The organism is Bradymonas sediminis, from assembly GCF_003258315.1.
GTDB lineage: Bacteria > Myxococcota_A > Bradymonadia > Bradymonadales > Bradymonadaceae > Bradymonas > Bradymonas sediminis.
Genome location: NZ_CP030032.1, coordinates 2123048 through 2145757 on the forward strand (window position 1 = coordinate 2123048; position 22710 = coordinate 2145757).

At 61.2% G+C, this 22710-nt stretch carries 17 protein-coding genes; 9 read left to right on the plus strand and 8 right to left on the minus strand.

The genetic code is table 11. The features are described from left to right. Window position 1 precedes the first annotated feature (1 nt). A complete protein-coding gene (locus tag DN745_RS08045) occupies window positions 2-604 on the plus strand; it encodes a hypothetical protein (RefSeq protein ID WP_162687539.1) in 603 nt (200 codons plus the stop codon). Window positions 605-694: 90 nt separating this feature from the next. On the opposite strand, the gene DN745_RS08050 is transcribed toward DN745_RS08045, so the two are convergent. Then, window positions 695-1825 carry a PEGA domain-containing protein gene (locus tag DN745_RS08050; RefSeq protein ID WP_111333674.1) on the minus strand — a complete coding sequence of 377 codons (1131 nt, stop codon included), beginning with the start codon at window positions 1823-1825 and terminating at the stop codon, window positions 695-697. 128 nt (window positions 1826-1953) lie between these two features. Here DN745_RS08050 and abc-f point away from each other — a divergent pair, with 128 nt between their 5' ends. Next, the gene (gene abc-f / locus DN745_RS08055) at window positions 1954-3942 is read left to right on the plus strand and encodes a ribosomal protection-like ABC-F family protein (protein WP_111333676.1); all 1989 of its coding nucleotides are present in this window, start codon (window positions 1954-1956) and stop codon (window positions 3940-3942) included. A 16-nt stretch (window positions 3943-3958) separates the two neighbouring features. On the opposite strand, the gene DN745_RS08060 is transcribed toward abc-f, so the two are convergent. The 4 genes from DN745_RS08060 to DN745_RS08075 all read right to left on the minus strand — a co-directional run bounded on the left by DN745_RS08060 (window position 3959) and on the right by DN745_RS08075 (window position 9212). Then, entirely contained in the window at window positions 3959-4828 is an 870-nt protein-coding gene (locus tag DN745_RS08060; RefSeq protein ID WP_111333678.1) for a metallophosphoesterase family protein, read from the minus strand. Between the two features lie 54 nt (window positions 4829-4882). Beyond that, on the minus strand, window positions 4883-5389 hold the full coding sequence (locus DN745_RS08065; protein ID WP_111333680.1) for an HNH endonuclease: 507 nt from the start codon (window positions 5387-5389) through the stop codon (window positions 4883-4885). Between the two features lie 327 nt (window positions 5390-5716). Continuing rightward, complete coding sequence (locus DN745_RS08070) at window positions 5717-8257, minus strand: hypothetical protein (RefSeq protein ID WP_111333682.1); 2541 nt, start codon at window positions 8255-8257, stop codon at window positions 5717-5719. Window positions 8258-8396: 139 nt separating this feature from the next. After that, window positions 8397-9212: a ComF family protein gene (locus tag DN745_RS08075; protein WP_111333684.1), complete on the minus strand. Its 816-nt coding sequence runs from the start codon at window positions 9210-9212 to the stop codon at window positions 8397-8399. A gap of 159 nt (window positions 9213-9371) precedes the next feature. On the opposite strand from DN745_RS08075, the gene DN745_RS08080 reads away from it, so the two are divergent. Next, a complete protein-coding gene (locus tag DN745_RS08080; RefSeq protein WP_111333686.1) occupies window positions 9372-9839 on the plus strand; it encodes a 23S rRNA (pseudouridine(1915)-N(3))-methyltransferase RlmH in 468 nt (155 codons plus the stop codon). 12 nt (window positions 9840-9851) lie between these two features. Here DN745_RS08080 and rsfS read toward each other — a convergent pair whose 3' ends face one another. Beyond that, window positions 9852-10298 carry a ribosome silencing factor gene (gene rsfS / locus DN745_RS08085; RefSeq protein ID WP_162687540.1) on the minus strand — a complete coding sequence of 149 codons (447 nt, stop codon included), beginning with the start codon at window positions 10296-10298 and terminating at the stop codon, window positions 9852-9854. Window positions 10299-10552: 254 nt separating this feature from the next. Beyond that, on the minus strand, window positions 10553-11854 hold the full coding sequence (locus DN745_RS08090; protein ID WP_204355116.1) for a glutamate-5-semialdehyde dehydrogenase: 1302 nt from the start codon (window positions 11852-11854) through the stop codon (window positions 10553-10555). A 587-nt stretch (window positions 11855-12441) separates the two neighbouring features. On the opposite strand from DN745_RS08090, the gene DN745_RS08095 reads away from it, so the two are divergent. The 6 genes from DN745_RS08095 (at window position 12442) to DN745_RS08120 (ending at window position 20410) form a co-directional block, all read left to right on the plus strand. Beyond that, on the plus strand, window positions 12442-12732 hold the full coding sequence (locus DN745_RS08095) for a co-chaperone GroES (protein WP_111333690.1): 291 nt from the start codon (window positions 12442-12444) through the stop codon (window positions 12730-12732). An 85-nt stretch (window positions 12733-12817) separates the two neighbouring features. Beyond that, the gene (gene groL / locus DN745_RS08100; RefSeq protein WP_111333692.1) at window positions 12818-14485 is read left to right on the plus strand and encodes a chaperonin GroEL; all 1668 of its coding nucleotides are present in this window, start codon (window positions 12818-12820) and stop codon (window positions 14483-14485) included. 281 nt (window positions 14486-14766) lie between these two features. Continuing rightward, window positions 14767-16491: a serine/threonine protein kinase gene (locus tag DN745_RS08105; protein ID WP_111333694.1), complete on the plus strand. Its 1725-nt coding sequence runs from the start codon at window positions 14767-14769 to the stop codon at window positions 16489-16491. 94 nt (window positions 16492-16585) lie between these two features. Further along, on the plus strand, window positions 16586-18145 hold the full coding sequence (locus DN745_RS08110) for a serine/threonine protein kinase (RefSeq protein ID WP_111333696.1): 1560 nt from the start codon (window positions 16586-16588) through the stop codon (window positions 18143-18145). 111 nt (window positions 18146-18256) lie between these two features. Next, a complete protein-coding gene (locus DN745_RS08115; RefSeq protein WP_111333698.1) occupies window positions 18257-19498 on the plus strand; it encodes a peptidylprolyl isomerase in 1242 nt (413 codons plus the stop codon). Window positions 19499-19603: 105 nt separating this feature from the next. Then, complete coding sequence (locus DN745_RS08120) at window positions 19604-20410, plus strand: SurA N-terminal domain-containing protein (RefSeq protein ID WP_162687541.1); 807 nt, start codon at window positions 19604-19606, stop codon at window positions 20408-20410. 27 nt (window positions 20411-20437) lie between these two features. Here DN745_RS08120 and DN745_RS08125 read toward each other — a convergent pair whose 3' ends face one another. Beyond that, on the minus strand, window positions 20438-22528 hold the full coding sequence (locus DN745_RS08125) for a serine/threonine protein kinase (protein WP_111333702.1): 2091 nt from the start codon (window positions 22526-22528) through the stop codon (window positions 20438-20440). Window positions 22529-22710 lie beyond the last annotated feature (182 nt).

Genomic DNA, 22710 nt, shown 5'->3' on the forward strand with positions numbered 1-22710 from the left:
TTTGATGTTACAAAATGCGCCGATAAGGCGCATCCTTCTGGGCTGTCTGGCGGTCGGCGTCTTGGGGACGAGCGCCTGCGCCGGGCAGTCGGTCACGCCCATCGATATCCACGACCCGGTCATCTCGGTGGAGTCACGCCGCTTTGTGGCCGACGCCCAGGACGCGGTGTCGATCGCGCGAAGCGGCTATGACTACGCCGACCAGGAGTTACGCGCGGCCCGCCAGCAGCGCGCGCGCCTGATGGCCGGAGATGCCTGGGACGCCGTCTCCGCCGAGGTCACCGACAGCTTCGATACGCTGCTCAAGGCGCGAATTCGGCTCGCCGAATTGCGCCGCGACGCCGCCGAGGCACGCGTCGATTTGGCCCAGGAGAAGTTGCGCGAAGTCTACGCCGAGACCGCGCTTCGCCACGATATCGAGGCCTATGAGATGGCCCCAATCCGCAAGACCGTCGACGCCGCCCTTGAGGACCTGAGCGAGGCCAACGCACGGGTCGCCGAGCAGCTCTTGGTGGTCGACCGCTCTTCTCGCGCCTGGTGGAAGAGCTACCGGGGACTGCTCAGCCAGAACAAACACCCGAATATGTTCTTCACGAATTTCTAAGAACGCCTCACCGCCCAATAAAAAAGAGTGCGCTCGGAATCTCTCCCGAGCGCACTCTTTTTTATGCCCAATGATACGGCTTAGGGCCGATCAGAAGTCGAAGCCCAGGCCCACCGAAGCGCCGTCGGCGTGCGGCGCGAAATTAAAGCGAACCTCGGTGTCATCGTCGGAGGAACCAACATCCGGACGCGCGTCGCTCTCAGCGCCGGCGTAGCCGTTGTAGAGGAAATACCCCCCCACAGCGAGCCCGACCGCGGCGACCGAATAGCCGACGATGCTCATGGTATAAGCCGTGTCCATATTGGTCTGCAGGCGGTTGGCCTGCGAGGCCGAGCTCTGCGGACACAGAGCATTTCCGCAGACCATCGTGTCCGCCTCGGAGCTATAGCTGGACAATTGGACCGTCGAGATCACGCCGGCCACCAGACCGACCGTGCCGACGCCGACCGCGGCCCAACCCGGCACGATATAACCGCTCGCGTCACCGGGTCCCGAGGCAACCGCAGGCGCCTCGCCGGTGAAGTTGACCTGGACCTTCGAGACTTTATCGCGGTTCAGGGTCACCTGACGCGTCTCCTCGCGGCCGTCCGCGCTCTGGATGGTCACGGTATGCTCGCCCAGCGGCAGCCCCTCAAGGGTGAGCGGGACCGCGCCGACGTTCTCGCCATTGAGGTATGCCTGCATGTCGGAGCCACCGCTGGCGTTGATCTCCAGGGTGCCCACATCGCCGAAGACCAGCGTCTCGACGATCCGATTCATGCCCGCTTTGATCTGGTCGGGGTCTCCCTGCACGGTGGCATCGTTGACCTCGGCGACGAAGGTGCCCGAGCCGAAGTCAAAGCGCTTCAGGCTGATCAAATAAACGCCCTCGGCCTGACGGACGCTACCGAAGGCAATTTGGTCTCCCTCGATAAAATCACTAAGTCCCGACAGGCAATCTGTGCTATCAGCTTCGCAGCCCAGAACGAGCACCATCTCATTGATGCTCGCGTCGTTCTGAGACGCGACCTTCATCCCCGGATGCGCGTCGATGGTTTCCTGAAGCGTGCGGCTCAGGTATTCAAGGATCTCCGGCGCAGTGTCGACGCTCATAAATTTGAGCATGACCACTTGCGATTCGGCGCTCTCCACGTCCTCCGCCTGCTTGCCATCCTGGGCAAAGGCGGGTAGGGCGGGCGCGGAACAAAGAATCAATATAATCAGTATAAGCAAACGGCGCATTAGCGTGGCTCCAAATTAGTAAACACTCGCCCGAAAAATAGTTTTAACGCGCTTTACGGCATTATTCCAGCTCCATCGCGGGCGTGCGTGTGGGCTTCTATTAGCTTGAAAGTATCAGTGGTTAGTCAATGATTCAACTCGACTCTGTCTCAAAGTCTTATGGCGGCGACCCTCTTTTCGAGGGGCTCAACTGGAAACTCCCCGACAACAATATTATCGGGCTGGTTGGGGCGAATGGCGTCGGAAAATCGACGCTTTTTCGGATCATCTGCGGCGAGGAAATCCCCGACGACGGGCGCGTGGTGATTCCGCGTCATGTGCGCGTGGGCCATCTGCCTCAGGAGGTCACCGAGAGCCACGAGGGCTCGGTGGTCGACGTCATCGTCGACGGCGCGCGCGAGCTGCTCGCCCTGGAGGAGCGCATGAACGCGCTGCAGGCAAAGCTGGTGGACGCCACCGGCGAGGAGGCCGAGCAGCTCAGCGTGCTCTACGGCGAAGTTCAGGACCAATTCGAGCGCGGCGGAGGCTATTCGATCCGGGCCAAAGCCCGCCAAATCGCCGGCGGCCTGGGGTTTAGCGCGGAGGCCGCCGAGCGCTCGCTCTCGGAGTTCTCCGGTGGCTGGCGTATGCGCGCGCTGGTCGGACGCCTGCTGCTCGAAGCCCCCGAGGTGATGCTGCTCGACGAGCCCACCAACCACCTCGATCTCGAGAGCATGGAGTGGCTTGAGAATTACCTCAAAAATTATAGCGGCACCGTCGTCATCATCAGCCATGACCGCTACTTCCTAAACCGCCTCACCGACCAGATCGCCGAGCTGGCAAATAGCACCGTGCGCACCTTTACCGGCACCTACGATGACTATTTGCTCCAACGCGATGAGCTGCGCGAGCGCCTGCAGGCCGAGCGCGACGAGCAAGAGCGCGAGATCGCGCGCATCGAAGATTTTGTGGAGCGTTTTCGCTATAAAGCGACCAAATCCGCCCAGGTTCAAAGCCGCATCAAGATGCTCGAGAAGATCGAGCTGGTGCAGGTGCCGCCGGATACAAACGCCACGATTCATTTCGATTTCCCCCAGCCTCCGCGGGTCGGCAAAAAAGTCGCGGCGCTCGAGGGCGTCAAGAAAGCCTACGAGGATAATGTCGTCTTTGAGGGGCTGGATTTTCAGGTCTTTCGCCACGACAAGATCGCGCTGGTCGGCCCCAACGGCGCCGGTAAATCCACGATGCTTAAATTACTCGCCGGCGAGATTGCGGCCGACGAAGGGCGGGTCGAATACGGCAGCAAGGTCGAGTTTAACTATTTCGCCCAGCACTCCGTGGACCAGCTCGACCTGAACCGCACCGTCTTCGCCGAGATGGAGGCGAGCGCGAGCCCCGACGCGTTCCCGCGCATCCGCTCGGTGCTCGGCGCATTTAAGTTTGGCGACAACGACGTCGATAAGGTGATCTCGGTGCTCTCCGGTGGCGAGAAGAGCCGGCTGGCGCTGGCCAAGATGCTCCTGGAGCCCGCCGGCCTCTTGCTGCTCGACGAGCCCACTAACCACCTCGATATCGCGTCACGCCAGATGCTTGAGCGCGCGTTGATCCGCTTCCAGGGCTCCTTCTGCGTCGTCTCTCATGACCGCTATTTCCTCAACGAGGTCGTCACCAAGGTCGTGCATATCGAGGATGGCACGCTGACCGAATACGACGGCGACTACGACTACTATCGCTGGAAGCATAGCCAGGATTTCGGCGACTCCACCGCTGATGACACGAAGTCAGCGAGCGCGCCGGCCCCGAGCGCCGCGGGGGCGCAGCTCAGCCATAAAGAGATCCGCCAGCGCAGCGCCGAGCTGCGCCGCGAGCGCGACACCGAGACCCGCGCGCTGCGCAAGAAGCTCAAAGAAGTTGAGCGCAAGATCGAAGAGACTGAGGCCCGCCACGCCGAGCTCGAGCAGGAGCTGGCGGACCCCGCGATCTACGACGACGCCGAGCGCCTGACGCGCACGAATATCGCCTATCAGCAGGCCGCCGATGAGACCGAAGCGTTGATGGAGATGTGGGAGGAGTTGGGCAGCGAGCTCGACGCCATCGACACGCGCTACGCCGCGCTCGAAGCGGAGCTGAACCAATAAGATCGCCGGGCGTCGCTCAGCCTGGCGTGATCATTTTGATGAAGTCGCGCTTGGACATCCCGGGGCGAAAGACCTCGAGGAATTCGGGCATCGCGTCCATATCCGCCGGCTCGCGCCCGGTCGCCTCCGACCATTTGATAAAGGGCACCAGAAAGGGGCGCGCGTGGCGAATCTCATGGGTTAAGAGTTCGGCGGTGACACCACCAGCGTCCATAAACCCGGTGGTCTTATAGGTCTTCAAAAACGCCTCGCGGTCGTAGTCGACCTGGCGAAGTTCGACCTCCCAATGGTCGCGCTTCTGCGTAAAGATGGCGTATTGCGCCCGCGGGTCGCCGTTAAAGGGCAGGCCGACCGAGCCGACGTTCACCACCAGCCCGCCGGGCGTCTCGCGCACCATCGGCCGGTGGGTATGCCCGCAGACCAACACCGACTCTTCGATCTTATTAAAATGACTCTCGATGATCGCGTTGTCGGTCCAGACCCCAAGGCCTTCGCAATGCGAGTCGGGGCTGCCGTGAAAGACGCGCAGCGATGCGTCACCGCTGGCGGCGAGGGTAAACGGTAGGGTGTCGATAAAGTCGATCTGGTCGGGCAAAAGCTCGGCCGCCATCCAGCGCGACGCCGCCCACTCGCGCGCGGTGAGCCAGTCGGGCTCCACATTTTGGCGGCGGAAATTCAGCGTATAATCCTCGTGATTTCCGCGCACGCCGGGCCACCCCAGGTCCTGAATCCGCGCCACAACCTCGCTGCCGAGCGGGCCTCGCCCAACCATATCTCCGCCCACGATCACCTCGTCGACATTTTGCCGGGCGATATCATCGACCACCGCCGCCAGGGCGAATGGGTTTGCGTGGATGTCGGAGAGCACTGCGACGCGGACTGTCATCGAAAAACCTGCTGGGTAGTCGGGAATAACACTCTAAAGCGGCATCCCGACGCGCTAGGTCCACAGATAGGGGCGCCACGCCTCGGGATGCTTCTCGAAATTAGCGCTGCTGGTCGAAAAGGGCCACCATCGCGGCTCGCCTGGCTGCTTAAGCAGCGGCATCTGGGCCTCCTCCGGGGTGCGATTGCCCTTGCTCAGGTTACACGGCTGGCAGGAAGCCACGATATTCTTCCACGTCGCTCGCCCGCCGCGACTGCGCGGCAATACGTGGTCAAAGGTCAGTTTTTCCTTCATAAACTGATCCCCGCAATATTGACAACAGTAGCCGTCGCGCCGGTAGACGTTGTCGCGCGAGAATTGCACGCGACTGCGCGGGACGCTCACGCGCCGGACCAGCCGGAGCACCGCGGGGAGCTTGAAGATCTGGGTGGCCGAGCGCGCCACGCTGGACTGCTCGGCGAGCATCTCAGCCTTGCCCAGGATGAGCAGGGTGATGGCTTTTTTCCAGGAGACGATACTTAAGGGTTCATAGGTCGCGTTTAAGAGCAATGCTGGGTTCATTTTGGGTACCTTCGCTGCGACGCGCCCCCGAAATCACGCTAATTTTCTCGGTGAGAACTGAGCGCTATGGATAGTCAATATTATATTCACCGTCCCATCGCCGGGTTAATCGCACAACCCAACGGGGAGTGCGGCGGCGCGCAACCAGTTCCGAAGCGACAGTGAACTCGCCGCGCATGCAACGGTGCGTATAAAACAGCGTATCTCAACGCTTTATTTCCGCGCTTGATTCACGGCCACACGCTGCCCCGAAACGCGCAAAAAAGCCGACGCCGGGATTTCTCCCGGCGTCGGCTTTATAAAGATGCGCTCCGCGATTTCAGCGCATCAGCGGCACATATTGTCGATGCAGGTTAGCTTCATGCCGCGCGGGCAATCCGCGTCGCTGCGACATTCGTCGAGGCTGCCGTCCCAGCGCAAATAGGGGACGACCACGCGGTCCTGGTCGCGCAGCGGCGTCGGGCCGTCGAAGAGGACGCGATTGACCAGGGAATCATAGTCCCAGCCATCGGCTCGGCTGCGGGTCGCCTCAATGATCTGACCGGAGTTCACCTCGCCGATTTTCGGCGCGATGCTCGGGGGCGCCGGCGTTCCGCGCAGGCGAATGCCCGACGAGAGCCCGACCGCGGCGTTGGCGATGTCGGTCAACGTGCCGTCGAGGTTCGCCGCACAGACGCTGCCAGAGGAGCCGCCCGTGGCCTCGGCGACGCGGCCAATCCCGGCGGCCGCCTCAGACGCCGAGGAGCAGGCTTCGCCGGCGATCCAATGAATCCCAAACAGGGTGGCGTCGACATTGGGGCGGTCCAAATACCCGACGATTGGCGCCAGGACCAGGTCGAGCTGGGCGGAGTCAAAATTAGGGTCAAGGGTCGGGTCGTTTCCGCCGCCGCTGCCGCCATTGCCGGTGTCGGTCCAGCCCATCTGATTTTGGACATATTCGTCGAACTCATCGGTGACCGAGATCACAACCACCGCGGCGTCGGGGCGCAGCTTCAGCGGATTATCGTCCATGCGGGGCAGGGCGCGGTCGATGGTCGGCACCGCGATGCTCATCGTGAACTCGAGGCTCTCGTCATTGGCGATATTATCGACGCAATCCTTAAATTTCTGCGGGTCACGGGTGAAGTTTGCCCCGTTCAAATCGCATAATTTACCGTTTTTATAAGGCGTAAACGAAATCGGGACCGGCATGGGGAACGGCAAGTCGGGCATCTCGGAGGGGCAGCCCTGGCCCATACCGCTGCCGCCCAAAAACGCCTTGGCGTCGGGGCTCACCGCCGGGTCATCGGCGATCGCGTCGCAGGTCCCCGACGTCACCGCCAGGCGCCAGTCAACGTCACTGGCCTGCAGAATCGCGACGAAGCTATCGGCGAATTGCCGCACCTGGCGAATCTCATCGGACATCGACCCGGAAGAGTCGATGATCCAAATAAAGTCCACCTGCGGGCGACTGCTCACCTTATACGAGACGCATTGCTCGACCAGGGTTTCGCCGGCCTCAGCGACCGCCGAACCGCCGGTGATATCCGAAATAAGAAAGCCCGTGCTCATCGCGTTATCGACCAACTCGGACTGGCGAGCCACCGCGCCGGACACGACGTAGGCGCTGACGCCGCGGCGAATCACCTCGAAGGTGAAGATGAGCGGGTTCGGCGTGGTCGCCGCCGGGAACGTTCCCGACAACGAGTGCGACGCGACGCCACCGGCCAACTTGGCCATAATCTCGTCGCGCGCCTGACTCAGGTCAGTGATACCGTGGAGCTCAACCTGCGCCTGAACCACCGCGGGATGATTGTCATGGGTGGTGGTTCGCTGGCCTTCATCGCGCAGGGTCGACCCCGGATACATGCCGCGAATTTTATTGAAGACCTCGTCTCGAAGCGCCGTCTCAACCGACGTCGAGGTCGTCCAACTCCCAACAAATCCGGCATATTTATTCGGCACATCATTGAACGCGTGCGCGCTGCCGGTGGTGAGCGCGGTCGCCTGCGCGACCGCAACGCCCAGCGGCAGGGCCAACTGATAATTGCCCGTGCTATTCACGACCAGTTGGGGGGCGACCAGGGCATCCGTCTGTGCGGCCGAGCAGTCCAAATAGGCGGCTTCTTCGCCGTCGGGCACGCCGTCGCCGTCGGTGTCGGCGCTGCACGGGTCCGACTCACCCTGAGCGCATTCTGCCGAGTATACCCGGTCGACACACACACCGAGCATTCCGTCCTTATTGGCGTCTTCGACGCCATCGGGAATGCCGTCTCCGTCGGTGTCAGCCACCCGCGGGTTCATGCATCCGCTGGCGACCTCCGCGCCATCGTAGACGCCATCACCGTCGGTGTCCGGGTTAAGAAAATCGGTCCCGTTCATGCGCTCCTGGCCGTCGTCGAGCCCGTCATGGTCGGTGTCGGCCTCGCGCGGGTTACTCTCGACGCCGACGTCATAGACGCAATTCTGGTTCGCGTCCTCAACGCCGTCGGGCACGCCGTCGCCGTCGGTGTCGGAATTCCCCGGGTCGGTGCCAAGTCGGCATTCGCACTCGTTGGAGAGCCCGTCGCCGTCGCTATCTAACTCGGGCGAGCAACGTTCATCGTCGCTGACGTCCACCTCGGTATTTGCGTCCGGGTCGTAAACGACGTCCGGCGGGACGAAGACATCCGCGTTCTGGGTGTCGTCTACGCCGGCGTCGTCCCGCGGGTCAACGCGCGACGAAACACACCCCTGCAGCGGGTTAAAAACCTCGTCCGGACCGCAACGATTATTGTCGCCATCTTTCCCCGTCGAGTCGTCGCTACAACCGGCGGTATACCCGCAAAATAGCGTAACGATGATCGCGACGAGCATGGGGCGGAAACGGAATTTATTATGCGCTATCATCTAATGATCCTTTATCAATTCATAATAGTTGACCTCGCCTAATCTAGCGGAAACCGGGAATAAAAGCCAAGCCTCGGCGCGTCGAAATCACGCCAAAATCAATCACCCAAACCTGCCACTGGGGGCGAAGTTCACCGCGTCAGTATTTCAGCGCGCGGGCCGCGCTGAGCACAAAAACTCTTGAGGCGCCGGCCTGTCGCAGCGTCTTAGCGACCTCGTTGGCGGTCGCCCCGGTGGTAAGCACGTCGTCGAAGAGCAGCACCGCGCGACCGCGGACGTCGACGCGCGGGTCGACCTCAAACGCGCCGCGCAGGTTAATGCGACGGTCGAGATGCCCCAGGCCGGCCTGTGAGCGGGTCCGGCGGGTCTTGATGACCAGTCGGCGAATCTCAGGCTTTATCCCCGCCGACTTCAGGCAGGCGCGCAATAATAGATTGCCGAAGTTGAAGCCGCGCGCGCGCAGATCGCCCGGGTGCATCGGCACGTAAGTGATGAGCAGCGCGGGCGCGAGCTCAGCGATCGCGCTCCGCCCACACGCGTCAGTAATGCTGGCGATTTCGGCCCGAAACCAGGGCCCGAGCTCCGCGGCGAGGTTTCGCACGATCCATAGCCTTTGGCCGTATTTGGCCCGCTGAATCGCGTCGGCCACGCTGCCATAATACTCCCAATACGCCCGCGCGCGCTCAAATTTCGGCCGCGCCTCGACGCACTGCGGACACAAGGCATCCTCGCTCGCGTACGCCCCTGGCGAGACCTCGCGAGTTTCGCCGCACACCGAACACCGCGGCTCCTTGAGGGGGAAGATGGCGTAGTCGCAGCGCGCACAAAATGACAAAGCGCCCTCGAGATACGCATCACAAACCGCACATTGCGGCGGGAAAACCAAGCGCGCCGCGGCATCGCCGGCCTGGCGCAGCCATCGATATGACGTCTCCAATAATGCCAACTTTTTCATCGCATCGTCCCACGTGTATCGAACCCAATCGGGTGGCGACAGGCCGCGTCTTTGCGCGTCGCCTCCCTTTAGTTTTCGACAATTTTGTGGGAATTGTTGCGTGGAAATTCCGAAATCCCCCCATAAAACCCGGCGAAACGGGTTTTAAAGAGGCAATCTGTGAAATTTGAAATCGTAGCAGTCGGCAAGATGAGAAATGATTCGTTTCGAAACCTGACCGATGATTATATGGGCAGGCTGGTCCACTATCTGCCGGCTGAAGAGATCGAGGTCCGGGAGTCCCGCCTGACCTCGCAGAACCTGCAGAAGGGCCTGGTCGAGGAAGCGGAGTGGATGCGGAGTGCCTCGTCAGAGGGCACGATCGAGGTCGCGCTCGACGAGCGCGGCAAGCAGCTCACGAGCCGTGAATTTGCCCAATGGGTAAACGAATGGATGATCTCGGGGACGCGCTATGTCAGCTTTTATATCGGCAGCGCGAATGGGTTGGACCCGACCTTTCGGGGGCAATGCCAACGTCGCCTGTCTTTGGCGAAGATGACCTTGCCCCACGAAATGGCGCGGATGATGCTGGCTGAACAGCTCTACCGGGCGATGAGTATCATCCGCGGCGAGCCGTATCATCGCTGAGATTCAGCGACATCAGAATTGCTGCAATTCGAAATGCCCGTAGAGGTCTTTGGGCGCATCCTCAAACTCAAGCTTGGGTGCGTCGACCCAGACCCGCTCAAGGTCATATTCACGGCGAGCTTCGCCGTTGAAGATATGTAAAACGACGTCGCCGAAGTCGACCAGCGCCCAATTGCCCGAGTCGAGCCCCTCGGAGCCCAGCGAGTCAAAGCCGGCGGCCCCAAGGCTGTTCATCACGTGCCGGGCGATTGCCTGGACGTGACGGTCAGCGGTGGCGGTGCAGACGATCACGAAGTCGGTATAACTCACCCGACCGCGCACATCGATCGCGCAGGAATTAAGGCCTTTGAGGTCCCAGGTCAGGTGAACCACGTCGCGAGCCAGCAGCTCGGTGTCGACGCCATCGGTCCCTTCAAGGGTATAATTATCCGGGCCACCTTGTCGGCTAGGGTCGCTCATGGGAGTGCTTTCCTCTTCTAATTCGGTGGTCATCGGGGTGTCCTTACTCATTCGTCTCCTGGACGGAAAATGCGTTTGTTCTACACGCGTTATGACTTCAGGTGTTTCTGAGAACGTTTGATATGTCTGAAAAACTCAAAAAATCTAAATCTTCTAAGATACAGCGGTTATTACCGGCCTTCTAAACACTATAGCAAATAGAAAGCAAATAATATTCGCGTGGCGCCATCATTATGCCGGATGCGTCTAAAATTCTAGTCGCGAATTTGCCCGGCGCCGAGCACCACAAATTTCGTGGTCGTCAACTCGTCGATCCCCATCGGGCCGTACGCGTGCATCTTCGAGGTGCTGATGCCAATCTCCGCGCCGAGCCCCAACTGACCGCCGTCGCTGAAGCGGCTCGACGCGTTAATCATGACCACCGAGCTGTCCACCTCAAGCTGAAAACGCTCGCTCTGGCTATAGTCTTCGGTCAATAGAATCTCGGTATGATTGGAGCCATAGGTGCGGATATGCGCGATGGCCGCGCTGAGGTCCGGGACCACCGCCACGGCCAGCTCCAGGCTCAAATACTCGGCGTGATAGTCATCTTCGGTCGCCGCAACATAGCTGTCGGCCCCAAGACCCGCGGCCTTCGCCGCGGCGAGGGACTTCTCACAGAGGTGCAATCTCACGCCGGCATCCGCCAGCAGGCCAAGCAAGCGAGGAAGATGCGTCTGGCGGGCGTTCTCCAGGACCAGAAGGGTCTCCATCGCGTTGCACACGCCCGGGCGCGCGACCTTCGAGTTTAAAATAACCGCGTCGACCACCTCGGCGCGCGCCGAGCCGTCGACGACGCCGTGGCAAATCCCGTGGTCGTGTTTGATGACCGGAATCAGGGAGTTTTCGGTGACGTAGCGGATCAACTTGTGACCGCCGCGGGGGATAATGACGTCGATGAATTTCTCAAGCTTTAATAACTCACCGACCGCGGCGCGATCGGTGGTGTCGACAAATCCGACCGCGGCGGCGGCCTCAGCCGGCAAGTCGCTCGCCTCGAGCCCCGCGCGGATCGCGGCGTAGATGGCCCGATTTGACTCGAACGCGTCCGAGCCGCCCTTGAGAATCACACCGTTGCCGCTCTTCAGACAAAGCGCGGCCGCGTCACTGGTGACGTTGGGGCGCGACTCATAAATAATGCCAATGACCCCCAGCGGAATTCGCCGCTTACCCACACGCAACCCATTGGGGCGAACCCAGGTGGAATCGACGCGCCCGACCGGGTCGGAGAGGGCGATCACCTCTTCGATTGCGGCGGCCATCCCCTCGATCCGCTCTGTGGTGAGCTCAAGGCGGTCAAGGAACGCGGCGTCGAGACCTTTTTCTCGCCCACGCACCAGGTCCTTCTGGTTCGCCTCGAGTATTGACGGCGCCGACGCGCGAAGCGATGCCGCCACGTGGGCGAGCGCGTCATTCTTAGCCGCCGCCGACTGGTAGGCGAGCACGCGCGCGCTGCGGCGAACTCGGGCGGCGGTTTCGTGCAGATCTTTAAATGCGTTGGGGGTTTGATTGGACAACGGTCTGACTCTCACAAGATGTAAATTAATAAGATGGGGCGTAAGCGCGCCGCTGAGCATAGTGACACCGCCAACGTCGTCAAGCTGATCAGTGGGGGGCAGGGCCGGCTCATACATCTCGCCGCCACCTATCCTGGCAAATATTGAGAGATCGGCCTCTCAATGCGAACACCCCAAGCCGCTGATTTTATTAGACTTTCAAAAAAGAAGCAAAATTAAATCCCCCTTACGACTTGACTCTGCTTGGAGCGCGCGCACTCTTTGCCCCCGATAGCAGGAGCCGGCGCGCCCGGCGCCCAACTCAGGGCATCGTGCGCCGACCAGTGGCTGCTTTTGTCTTTCCGGCTGAATCGCCCCAAAAGAAGGTCTAAAAATCTTCATCTTCATCGCTTGACTTTGATGAAGACGTAACTATAAATCCAGCCAGATTAGCAGTCTCGACCGTCGAGTGCTAATCGGCCAGCGACTGGCCCGAGAGACTCTCATATTTTTGTCCAGCGTCTCCCCGAGACACTCTTGGAGAGACAATTTCGAAGCATTTGTTTGGTAGTAATCACCTCTTATTTAACGAAGCAAAAGGAGTTCCAATGAACGTCAAGCCACTTTACGATCGAGTTTTGGTTCAGCGTGTTGCCAGCGACGAGAAGAGCGCCGGTGGAATCATCATCCCCGAGTCGGCCAAAAAGAAGCCGCTTGAGGGTATTGTGCGTGCAGCCGGCCCCGGCAAGCTCAACGACGACGGCAGCAACGCCACGATGCAGGTCAAAGAAGGCGACAAAGTCCTCTTCGGCAGCTACTCCGGCACCGAGATCACCGTCAAAGGCGAGGAGATGTTGATCCTTCGCGAGGACGAGATCCTGGCTGTCGTCAACGATTGATTGCGCCTCGGCTAAACGGTGCCTCGAAGGCACCGTCTAGAACCCGAATCTTCGATATAAAACGATAGAACTTAGGAGTTTAAATATGTCTGCAAAAGAAATTATTTTCGACGCACGTGCTCGCCAGCAAATCCTCCAGGGTGTCAACACCCTCGCCAACGCCGTAAAAGTGACCCTCGGACCGAAGGGCCGCAACGTCGTCATCGAGAAGAGCTTCGGCGCGCCCATCATCACCAAAGACGGTGTGACGGTCGCTAAAGAGGTCGAGCTCGAAGATCGCTTCCAGAATATGGGCGCCCAGCTCGTCAAAGAGGTCTCCTCCAAGACCTCCGACACCGCCGGTGACGGTACCACCACCGCAACCGTGCTTGCCCAGGCCATCTACCGCGAAGGCTCCAAGCTCGTGGCCGCCGGTCACGACCCGATGAGCATCAAACGCGGCATCGACAAAGCCGTCGCCGCCGTCGTCGAAGGCATCGCGGAGCAGGCCGTTCGCACCAACGACCGCGCGAAAATCGCCCAGGTCGGCACCATCTCGGCCAATAACGACAGCCAGATCGGCGACCTCATCGCAGAAGCGATGGAGAAAGTCGGCCAGTCCGGCGTCATCACGGTCGAAGAAGCCAAGGGCCTTATCGACGAGCTCGAGTTCGTCGAAGGTATGCAATTCGACCGCGGCTACCTCTCGCCGTATTTCGTCACCGATTCCGAGCGCATGGAAACGGTCATGAATGACCCGCTCATTCTTCTTTATGACAAGAAGATCGGCGCCATGAAAGACCTGCTTCCCGTGCTTGAGCAGGTCCACCAGCAGGGAAGCCGTCCGCTCCTCATCATCGCCGAAGACATCGACGGCGAAGCGCTGGCGACCCTGGTCGTCAACAAATTGCGCGGCGTCCTCAACGTGGCTGCCGTCAAAGCGCCGGGCTTCGGCGACCGTCGCAAGCAGATGCTCGAAGACATCGCCGTGCTCACCGGCGCGCAGGTCATCAGCGAAGACCGCGGCATGCAGCTTGAAGCCACCAAGCTCACCGACCTGGGCTCGGCTGCCAGCATCACCATCACCAAAGACGCCACCGTCCTGGTCTCGGGCAAAGGCTCCAAAGCCGACATCAAGGCGCGTATCGCCCAGATTCAGGCGCAGATGGAGACGACCACCAGCGACTACGACCGTGAGAAGCTCCAGGAGCGTCTCGCCAAGCTTTCGGGTGGTGTTGCCGTGATGAAAGTCGGCGCCGCGACCGAGATCGAGATGAAAGAGAAGAAAGCGCGTGTTGAGGACGCTCTCAACGCGACCCGCGCAGCAGTCGAAGAGGGCATCGTCCCCGGCGGCGGCGTGGCTTTCCTTCGCACCATCAAATACCTCGACAAGGTCGAAGCCAAAGACGCCGAGCAGTTCGGTGTCTCCATCATCCGCCGCGCCATCGAGGAGCCGATTCGCCAGATCTCGCACAACGCGGGCATCGAAGGCTCGCTGGTCATCCGTGAAGTCCTCTCCAAAGACGGCAACTACGGCTATAACGCCGCGACCGACGTCTACGAAGACCTCATCGAAGCGGGTGTCATCGACCCGGCCAAAGTGACGCGCACCGCGCTGCAGAACGCAGCCAGCGTCGCCGGCCTGATGCTCACCACCGAAGCCATGATCGCCGAGAAGCCCAGCGACAACGATAACGCTGCTGGCGCCGCGATGGGCGGCATGGGTGGAATGGGCGGCATGGGCGGAATGGGCGGCATGGGCGGCATGATGTAAGCCCCCGTACCGACCGCGTCCTTCGGGGAGCCCGCGCCTGATTAAAGGCCGCCCCGGAGGCCGCGCTCCGCTGCACCTGTAGAAGAACTCCGCGCACATCGACCGATGTGCGCGGAGTTTTTTTTGTTTTATCCGCGACCCGGGCGGACCCGCAGTCACTCCTTAAAAAACACTCGGCAGTTGAAGCCAGAGCGGCGTGGGTGCTAGGCTATTTTCGATGTTCGTTTTCCACCCACCGACGATGCTGCGCTTGCCAGCGGTCAGCCCCCTACGAGTTATTCATGTCCACGCCGGTTCCCGACAGTCACCTTAGAGCGCAGCTCGTGCCGGGGAGGCTATTCGAGCAGAAATATCGGATTCTAAACGAGCTTGGTACCGGTAGTTTCGCGATCGTCGTCAAGGCGCGCCACGAAGTCATGGGCCGCGACGTCGCGCTTAAATGCCTGAAGCCCTCCGTGGTGCGCGCGCGCCCGGACGTCTCCCAGCGATTCGTCACCGAAGTCAAAATCGTCAGCCGCCTGCGCCACCCCAACACGGTCACCATCTTTGACTTTGGTCACACCGACCAGAACCTCGCGTATATGGTGCTCGAATACCTCGATGGCCAGACCCTTTGCGACACCATTGACGCCCAGGGCCCGTTCAGCCAGACGCGCGCCATTCATATCGCCCGCCAGATCTTGAAGAGCCTGGACGAAGCCCACTCCTATGGCATTGTCCACCGCGACCTGAAGCCCTCCAATATCATGCTCACCGAGATGCACGGCGAGCCGGACTTCGTGAAGGTCCTGGACTTCGGCGTGGCGAAATTGCTCGACGAGTCGTCGGCCCGCCAGGCCCCCGACGAGCCGCGATCCACCCAGTTTATCGGCACGCCTATTTATATGAGCCCCGAGCAGGTCCTCGGCCAGCCAGTTACCCCGGCCAGCGACCTCTATAGCCTGGGGCTGCTGCTCTATCAGATGCTCGCCGGCGACCCGCCAATCGCCCACACCAGCGTGGCCGCGGTCGTGCGCGAGCATCTCGACGACGGCCCGCTGCCGTTCCCCAACCTCGGACGGCTTCGCCCCGAGATGCAAAAGATCGTATTAAAGGCCACCGCGCGCGCGCCGCAGGAGCGCTTCGCCACGGTGCGCGAGTTCTTGGATGCCCTGGCGCCGCGAGACGCGGCCCCGGGCGCGCAGATTTTTAAGCGCCCCACGGTCCAGGCCGGTGCGCCCGAGGGGCTGGTCAGCTCGCTCGGCGAAGAGTCCTCGGTGCCCGACGTATTCTCGGGCCGCAACTATATCGAAGTCCCGCACCATCCCGACGAGGCGCCTCAGCGCACGGCCAGGCCCGCCGCGCCTCGCCCGTCGCTTCGAAAAACTCAGCCAGGACGCGCGCAGCGCGCGACCACGCCGGTCCCATCACTGCGCACAGATGAGCTCGATCTCGATCTCGACGCCATCGACCGCCAGCGCCGCCAGGCCGAGCGCCAACGCCGTCAATTGAACCGCAGCGCGCAAAACTCCCGGCGCTCCCACGCCTCGAATGCCCCCGCCGGCCGCACCATGGAGCAGGAGCGCGACGCCCGCGGCATCGACATGGGCGTCATCGGCCAGCGCGTGTTGCTCGTCCTCACCGGATTTGCGGGCGCCTATTTGGGATTTCTCATCCTTAGTGCCATGATGGTCGGACAATCGACCTCGGCCAAGTGGGCCGCCGGTGCGGCGATGCTCGCGGTAGCGGTGCTCGCCAGTCGCTTCTCGGGCACCCGGGTGGTGGGCGGCGACTTCGCCCAGCGCTGGCTTAGCCCGGTCGCGCGCAACCTGATTATCTTCAGCGCTCTGATCTTTATCGCCGGCCTCTTCATCGACCCGGCCGATACAGCCAAGGCGCTCGAGTCCGACCCGACCTGGTTCTTAGCCAAGCTTCCGGCGGTCGCGCCGTTCTCGTGGCTGGACACGCTCACGTCGAAACTGGCGCTCGTACTCGCCGCGGCCTTTCGCGCCGCAGCCGGTATGTGACCCGTCGACCGCACCGCGTCACCAGCGACCCGCGCGCACGCCAGCTTTTTGACTATTTGCCGCACCTTAATCTCTCAGACCAAGATCATTGGGTATGCCAAATAATATCGAAATCGGGGACACACTCCTCGGAAAATATCGCATCGAAAGGGAAGTCGGCGCGGGCTCATTTGGGGCTGTTTTTAGCGCCATCGACCTGGACACCGGCGAGCGCGTGGCGATCAAGGCTTTGCCCGAGCAGGGGCATATGATCGGGGAGACCCAGATCGCGCGGTTCCGGCGCGAGATGAAGATCATCAGCGCCCTGGTGCACCGCAATATCATCGGCATCTATGACTTCGGCCAGACCAGCAGCGGCTTGCTCTTTATGGTCCTCGAATATGTCGACGGCCAGCCGCTCAACGTGGTGATGGAGCAGGGGCCCATCGACCCCATCAAGGTCGTCTCCATCTGTGAGCAAATCGCCTCGGCGCTGCTACTTGCCCACCACCGCGGCATCATCCACCGCGACCTAAAACCCGCCAATATCATGCTCGCCCCGGAGCGAGACGACTACCTGGTCAAGGTCCTGGACTTCGGGACCGCGAAGCTCCTTAAGCAGCTCGATGACGCGCCGCTCGAGGAGCTCACGCGCGAGGGCATGGCGGTCGGCACCCCGCGCTATATCGCCCCGGAGCAGGCGCGCGGCCAGAACGTCGGCCCCTGGAGCGACCTCTACGCCCTCGGACTTTTGATGTACGAGATGCTCACCGGCGAGCGCGCGGTCAAAGCCGACGATGTCGAGGGCGCCGTGAGCGCGCACGTCTCACCACATCCGCTGCAGTTGGCGGAGATTCACCTGGTGCCCACGCCGTTTCGCCCCGTGCTCGCGCGCCTCATCGAGAAAGACGCGAGCAAACGCTATCGCTCCGCCGATCAGGTGCTCGAAGAGTTGAACGCGATGCGCTTTCAACTCGAGGACGCCATGGGCGGCAGCGTCCCCCACCTCGATCCGGTGCGCGCCCAATTGCACCACCAGCCCGGGTTTAGCGCGCCCGCCCTGGGCGACCCGGGGCGCCCGCCCCCTGGCTCGCCGGCGGCCGCCCAACGCGCGCGCGCCGAGCAAATCATCGCCGACGCCCAGAACCCCCCGTCGATCGACGTGGATTGGAAAAAACAGCAGCGCCACCAGGGCGCGTCGAGCGCCCAGGCCTTCCAAAAGACCGGGCGCGATGCCCCCGTAGAGGATTTTTTTCGCACCCCGGACACCCCGCTGGAATGGGCCGAGGCGTGCATCGCGCCGCTGATCGCGCTGTTTTGTTTTATCTTATTAGGCGCGCAACTCTATAAATACGACTTCGCGATTCGCCTGCTGCTGGGGCTCATTCCCATGATCGCGGCGCTGGCCTGGTCGATTTTGTCGGCCCGAGGAAGTTGGCGCTATAGCTTCTTTCGCCTCTGGATCCTCTTCTCCCTCGCCGCGGCGCTGGTCGCCCACGCCATGGGGCCAGACGACCTGATTCGCGAACTCTACCGCAGCTCGACCTGGTTTTTGGAGCCGCTGCGCGGATTGCCCGGAATAGACACGCTCGGGGCCGTGTTGGGTTGGGTCATGCGCTGGTACGCAAAACTCTTAGACTCAGTCCTTCAGTGGGGAATGGACGTCATTCGCTAGGTTTTACCGCGCCGCCACGCGCCTCGGCGCCTAGTGCGCTTGACCCAAAACTTCCTCGCGTTGTAGGACGAGCGTGTTTTTAGCATCTTAAACAAACTTCAAGGAGCATTTATGAGCCGTTGTAAGAAAATTATTTTGACGCTGTCGCTGATTGCTGGATTGGGACTCTCGGTTGGTTGCTCCAAAGAGGACGCCGCAGACAAGGGCGCCGCAGAAGCCGCCAAGACCGACGCCACCGAAGCAAAGGCTGACGAGAAAGAGGGCGAAGAGAAGGCCGAAGCCGACCAGCTTCCTGTGGAAGCCACCGGCCCGGTCGCCGTCGTCAACGGCGCTGAAGTGACCGCCGACGATTTCAACGAGGCCATCAAGCTGACCACCAGCATGATGCCCGGCCAGGCGGTGACCCCGCAGATCGCGCAGATGCTCAAGAGCAACACGCTTGACCGCCTGATCGACATGAAGCTTATCGACGCGGCCCTGGAGAAGGCCAAGGTCGAGGTCAGCACCGAAGAGATCGACGCTGAAATGGCGAAGTTCAAAGAGCGCCTGCCCAATAAAGAGGAGTACGAGAAATTCCTCGAGCAGCGCGGCCTGACCGAAGCCAAGATGCGCGAGAATATCGGCAAAGACCGCCAGCTTCGCGAACTCCTCAAAAAAGAGTACGGCGGCGAAGCCACCGAGAAAGAAGCCAAGGAAATGTATGACAAGAACAAGGACCGCTACTCGCACGGCGCCCAGGTTCACGCCCGTCATATCCTGCTCAACGTCAAAAAAGACGCCGATGAAGCGACGGTCGCCGACGCCAAAAAGCGCGCCGACGCGATCGCCGCAGAGGCCAAAAAGCCCGGCGCCGACTTTGAGGCCCTGGCCAAAGAAAAATCCGAAGGCCCCACGGCCAGCCGCGGCGGCGACCTGGGATATTTCGAGAAATCCCGCATGGTCCCGGAATTCGCAGAAGCCGCATTCGCCATGAAGGCCGGCGAAATCTCGGACCCGGTGCGCTCCGACTTCGGCTTCCACATCATCCAGGTTGTCGACAAAAAAGAAGCCGGCACCACCAGCTTCGACGAAGCCAAAGAGATGTTGATCGCCCAGCTTGAGCGCCAGAAATTCATGGACGCCATGACCAAGCTGCTGGAAGACCTCAAAAAGGACGCCAAGATCGAGAAGAAAGAAGACAATATCAAGATCAACGCGACCGCTCCTGAAGGCGGCGCGCCGGTGGGCATGGACCCGCAGCAGCAGCTCCAGCAGCAGATCCAAGAGCAAATCAAGAAGCAGCAACAGCAAAAAGAAGGCGCCGGCGGCGAGGCCGGTGAGCTTAAGCTTAAAGAGCCGTCGCTCGGCAAATAAGCAGCCTGAGGCGCTGTTTCTTTAAGCGCCCAGCCTCTGAAGCCGGCCACCAAACCTGGTGGCCGGCTTCTTTGTTTCGACTATTTATAAAAAATGGAGTGTCTCATGCGTCATCTGAAATCGTCGCTGCTCTTCGTCGCGCTCATCGGCGCGCAGCTTGTCGCGCACGGCTGTGCCACCGCGTCGAGCCCGGATAGACCCTCCAGCGCCAAACACGATGCTGCGCCTGCCCAAGCCCCCCAGGAGCATATGAGCCCCCAACATATATCCAGTGACGACCTGCCGTTTAGGGCGGTCGGGCCAGTCGCCGAGGTCAACGGGAAGATCATCACGGCGGCCGAGTTTAACCAGGAGATGCGACTGCGCGCGCGGACGTTGGCCGGCAAAGAGGCGCCGCACGAAGCGGTACAGTCGCTCAAGGTTGAGACCCTGGAGCGCCTGATCGATCGAGCCCTGGCCGACCAAGCGGTGGCCAATTCGGGTGTGGAGGTCACGCCGAGCGTCGTGGACGCCGAATTGCGCGCATTCAAGGCCAAACTTCCTAGCGAAGACGTCTACGCGTTCTATCTCGCCGACGTCGGCATCACCGAAGCCGAATTTCGCCAGCAACTCGCCAAAAACTACCAATTACGTCAGTTGGTTGTCGAAAAATATGGCATCGGGGAGCGTGATATTGCTCTCGAGCACTCCCAAAGAGCGTTTATCGAATCCCTCAGGCGAGCCGCATCGATCCGGCGCATGGAAGATAATATTCAGGCGGGCATACGGCCGGCGACGGCGGACGCCCCCGTATCGCAGAAGGAAGACTCGCAGGCCGGGGAGAGCGCGGCGACCGGCGCGAACGCAAAGCAGCCGGTCGACAAAGAAGAAGTGCGCAAAAAACTCCAGGACCAACTTCGCCAGACCCGCTGATGGACGGGCTTGCGAAGGTTGGCTGGCTCACCAATCGACATAGTCCGAGTTGCCGTTGTCGCTGCGTTTGGGCGCGGGCGCCGCAGGGGCCGGCTTCGATTTGGTGTTACCCGGGCGCGTGGGCGCCGGAAGGTCTGGGCGCGCTCGAGTTGCGCCATTTTGCTTATTCTCATCACCCGCGCGCTGCTGAGCGCGGGTGGCGGGGCGGGTTGGCGCGGGCGGCGGCGCTGGGCGCATCGTCTTCGGCGCCACCGGCTCATTGTCATGCGACACGCCCTCATAGATGCCGATGGCGGTGGTCGCTTCCTCAACGATCTGCGCGACGCCAAGCGAAATCTTCTCGTTGAGTTGGCCTGCCTTTGAAACCCGCTGGGCATCGTTGAGGAACCAGTTCGGAAACTTGCGCAGGTCGTTGACGACGCTGCCGCTCATCGCCAGCGAACACAGAATTCCGGTGCCGAAAGAGAAGATGGCGGTACCCACGAAGACGCGAATGATTCGGTCGTAGGGCTTGTCGATGACATCGAATCGTTCGCGTTTGCTATTCTCACCCAGTGCCGTCAGCAGCGGGATCGCAGACGCCAGGATGGCCGTCGCGATGAGCTTGAACGTACCGCTCAAGAAGTGGCCAAAGAGCGGCGCGACCAGAATAAAGGACAGATACAACCCGATCAGCGCGGTCAGGCCAAAGACCGTCAGGCGCAGGAATTGAAAGGCAAATTCTAAACTGCTGGTCTGCTCTTTTTGCGGTCTCAATCTCGGGTCCTCATCAGCCTCTGGCACCGCGGCAGGGTCAGGCGCTGAAAATAGATTCGTGTCGGAGGGCGGCGGCGGCAGGGCGGGGTCCAGTCCGGGCTGGCCCTCGGCAAAATCGTAAACCTGATTGGTAAACGGCAGCGCCGCGTTATCGGTGACGTTGCCCGGCGCGCCCTGATGGGTCGAAATCCCGGGAGTGAGGCCAAAATGCTGCTGCTGCCGCGGCTGCTGTGCGGGTTGCTGCTGCTGGCCAAACGTGCGCTGAACCGGATTGGTGGCCTGCTCCAAAAATGGGTCGGCGGCCGGCGTCTGCTGAGAATTGTGCCGCGGGTTTCGAGGCGATGCGGCTCCGAAGCCCGGAGCGCTTGGATAGCCTCCGCTTTGAACATTCGAGCGCGGCGTGTGAGGGGCGCCAATCGCCGCAAACCGCCCCGTCTGGCGCGCCGAAGCCGAGCCGACCAGGGCGCCGCCCATCTGCATTAAGGTGTCCTCAAGCGCGTCGCCAAATGTCTCCGCGTCCGGAAACCGCTGGGGCAAACGCTTCGCGGTCGCCCGGCGCAGCAGCGCGGCGAGCGGCTGGGGCATCGAACGAATCCCCTTGAGCGCCAGAGGCTCAGGCGTGATCTGCTGACTGATCAACGCCAGACTCGTATCGCCGGTCACCGCCGGCTGACCGACGAGCAATTCATAGAGGATAAGCCCCACGCTATAGACGTCGCTGGCGGGGGTCAGGTCTTCGCCGCGCACCTGCTCGGGGCTCATATAGCGCGGCGTGCCGATGAGCTCACGCTCACCTTCGGGCAGCCCGACGCTCGTCAGGTCTCGCTGGTCGGTGCGCGCAAGACGCGCGATGCCAAAATCCAGCACCTTCACAAAGTCGGTCTCGGTCTCCAAATTGCCGACCATAATATTGGCCGGCTTTAGGTCCCTGTGTATCACGCCGTGGCGATGCGCTTCGGCCAGCGACCGCGCGATCTGCGCGGCGATCGCCAACGCGCGCCTTGGGTCCTGGGCGCCTTCCTTGCGAAGGATCTCCTTGACCGTCTTGCCCTCGATAAACTCGAGCACCATATAGACAAGGCCGTCATGAGTCTCGCCGAAATCGTGGATGGTCACCGTATTGGGGTGGCGCAGGCGACTGATGATCTTCACCTCGCGCAGAAAACGCTCTTTGGCGCTCTCGTGCATCTGGGTCGCCCCCGAGCGCAAAACCTTGATGGCAACATCTCGCCCCATCTTTTCCTGATGGGCCAGATAGACCATGCCAAAACCGCCGCGCCCGATCTCGCGCACGATGCGGTATTTTCGCTCAAAGATGCTTCCCGGGGCGAGGGTATCGCGTTGTTGTTGGGCGTTGTTCACGCTCGAAAACTCTCGTGGGTTTCGGCTATTAGGAGCAGGCAACGGCGCCTAAAGCTAACATTACATACACTCACTCGCAGCGTATCAGCGCGCACTCAGGATATCAATTCGCACCCGATTAGAACCCGGGCTTTATTAAGCTCAACCCTTTTGAATACTCCCGCAAACACTGCTATTCATGC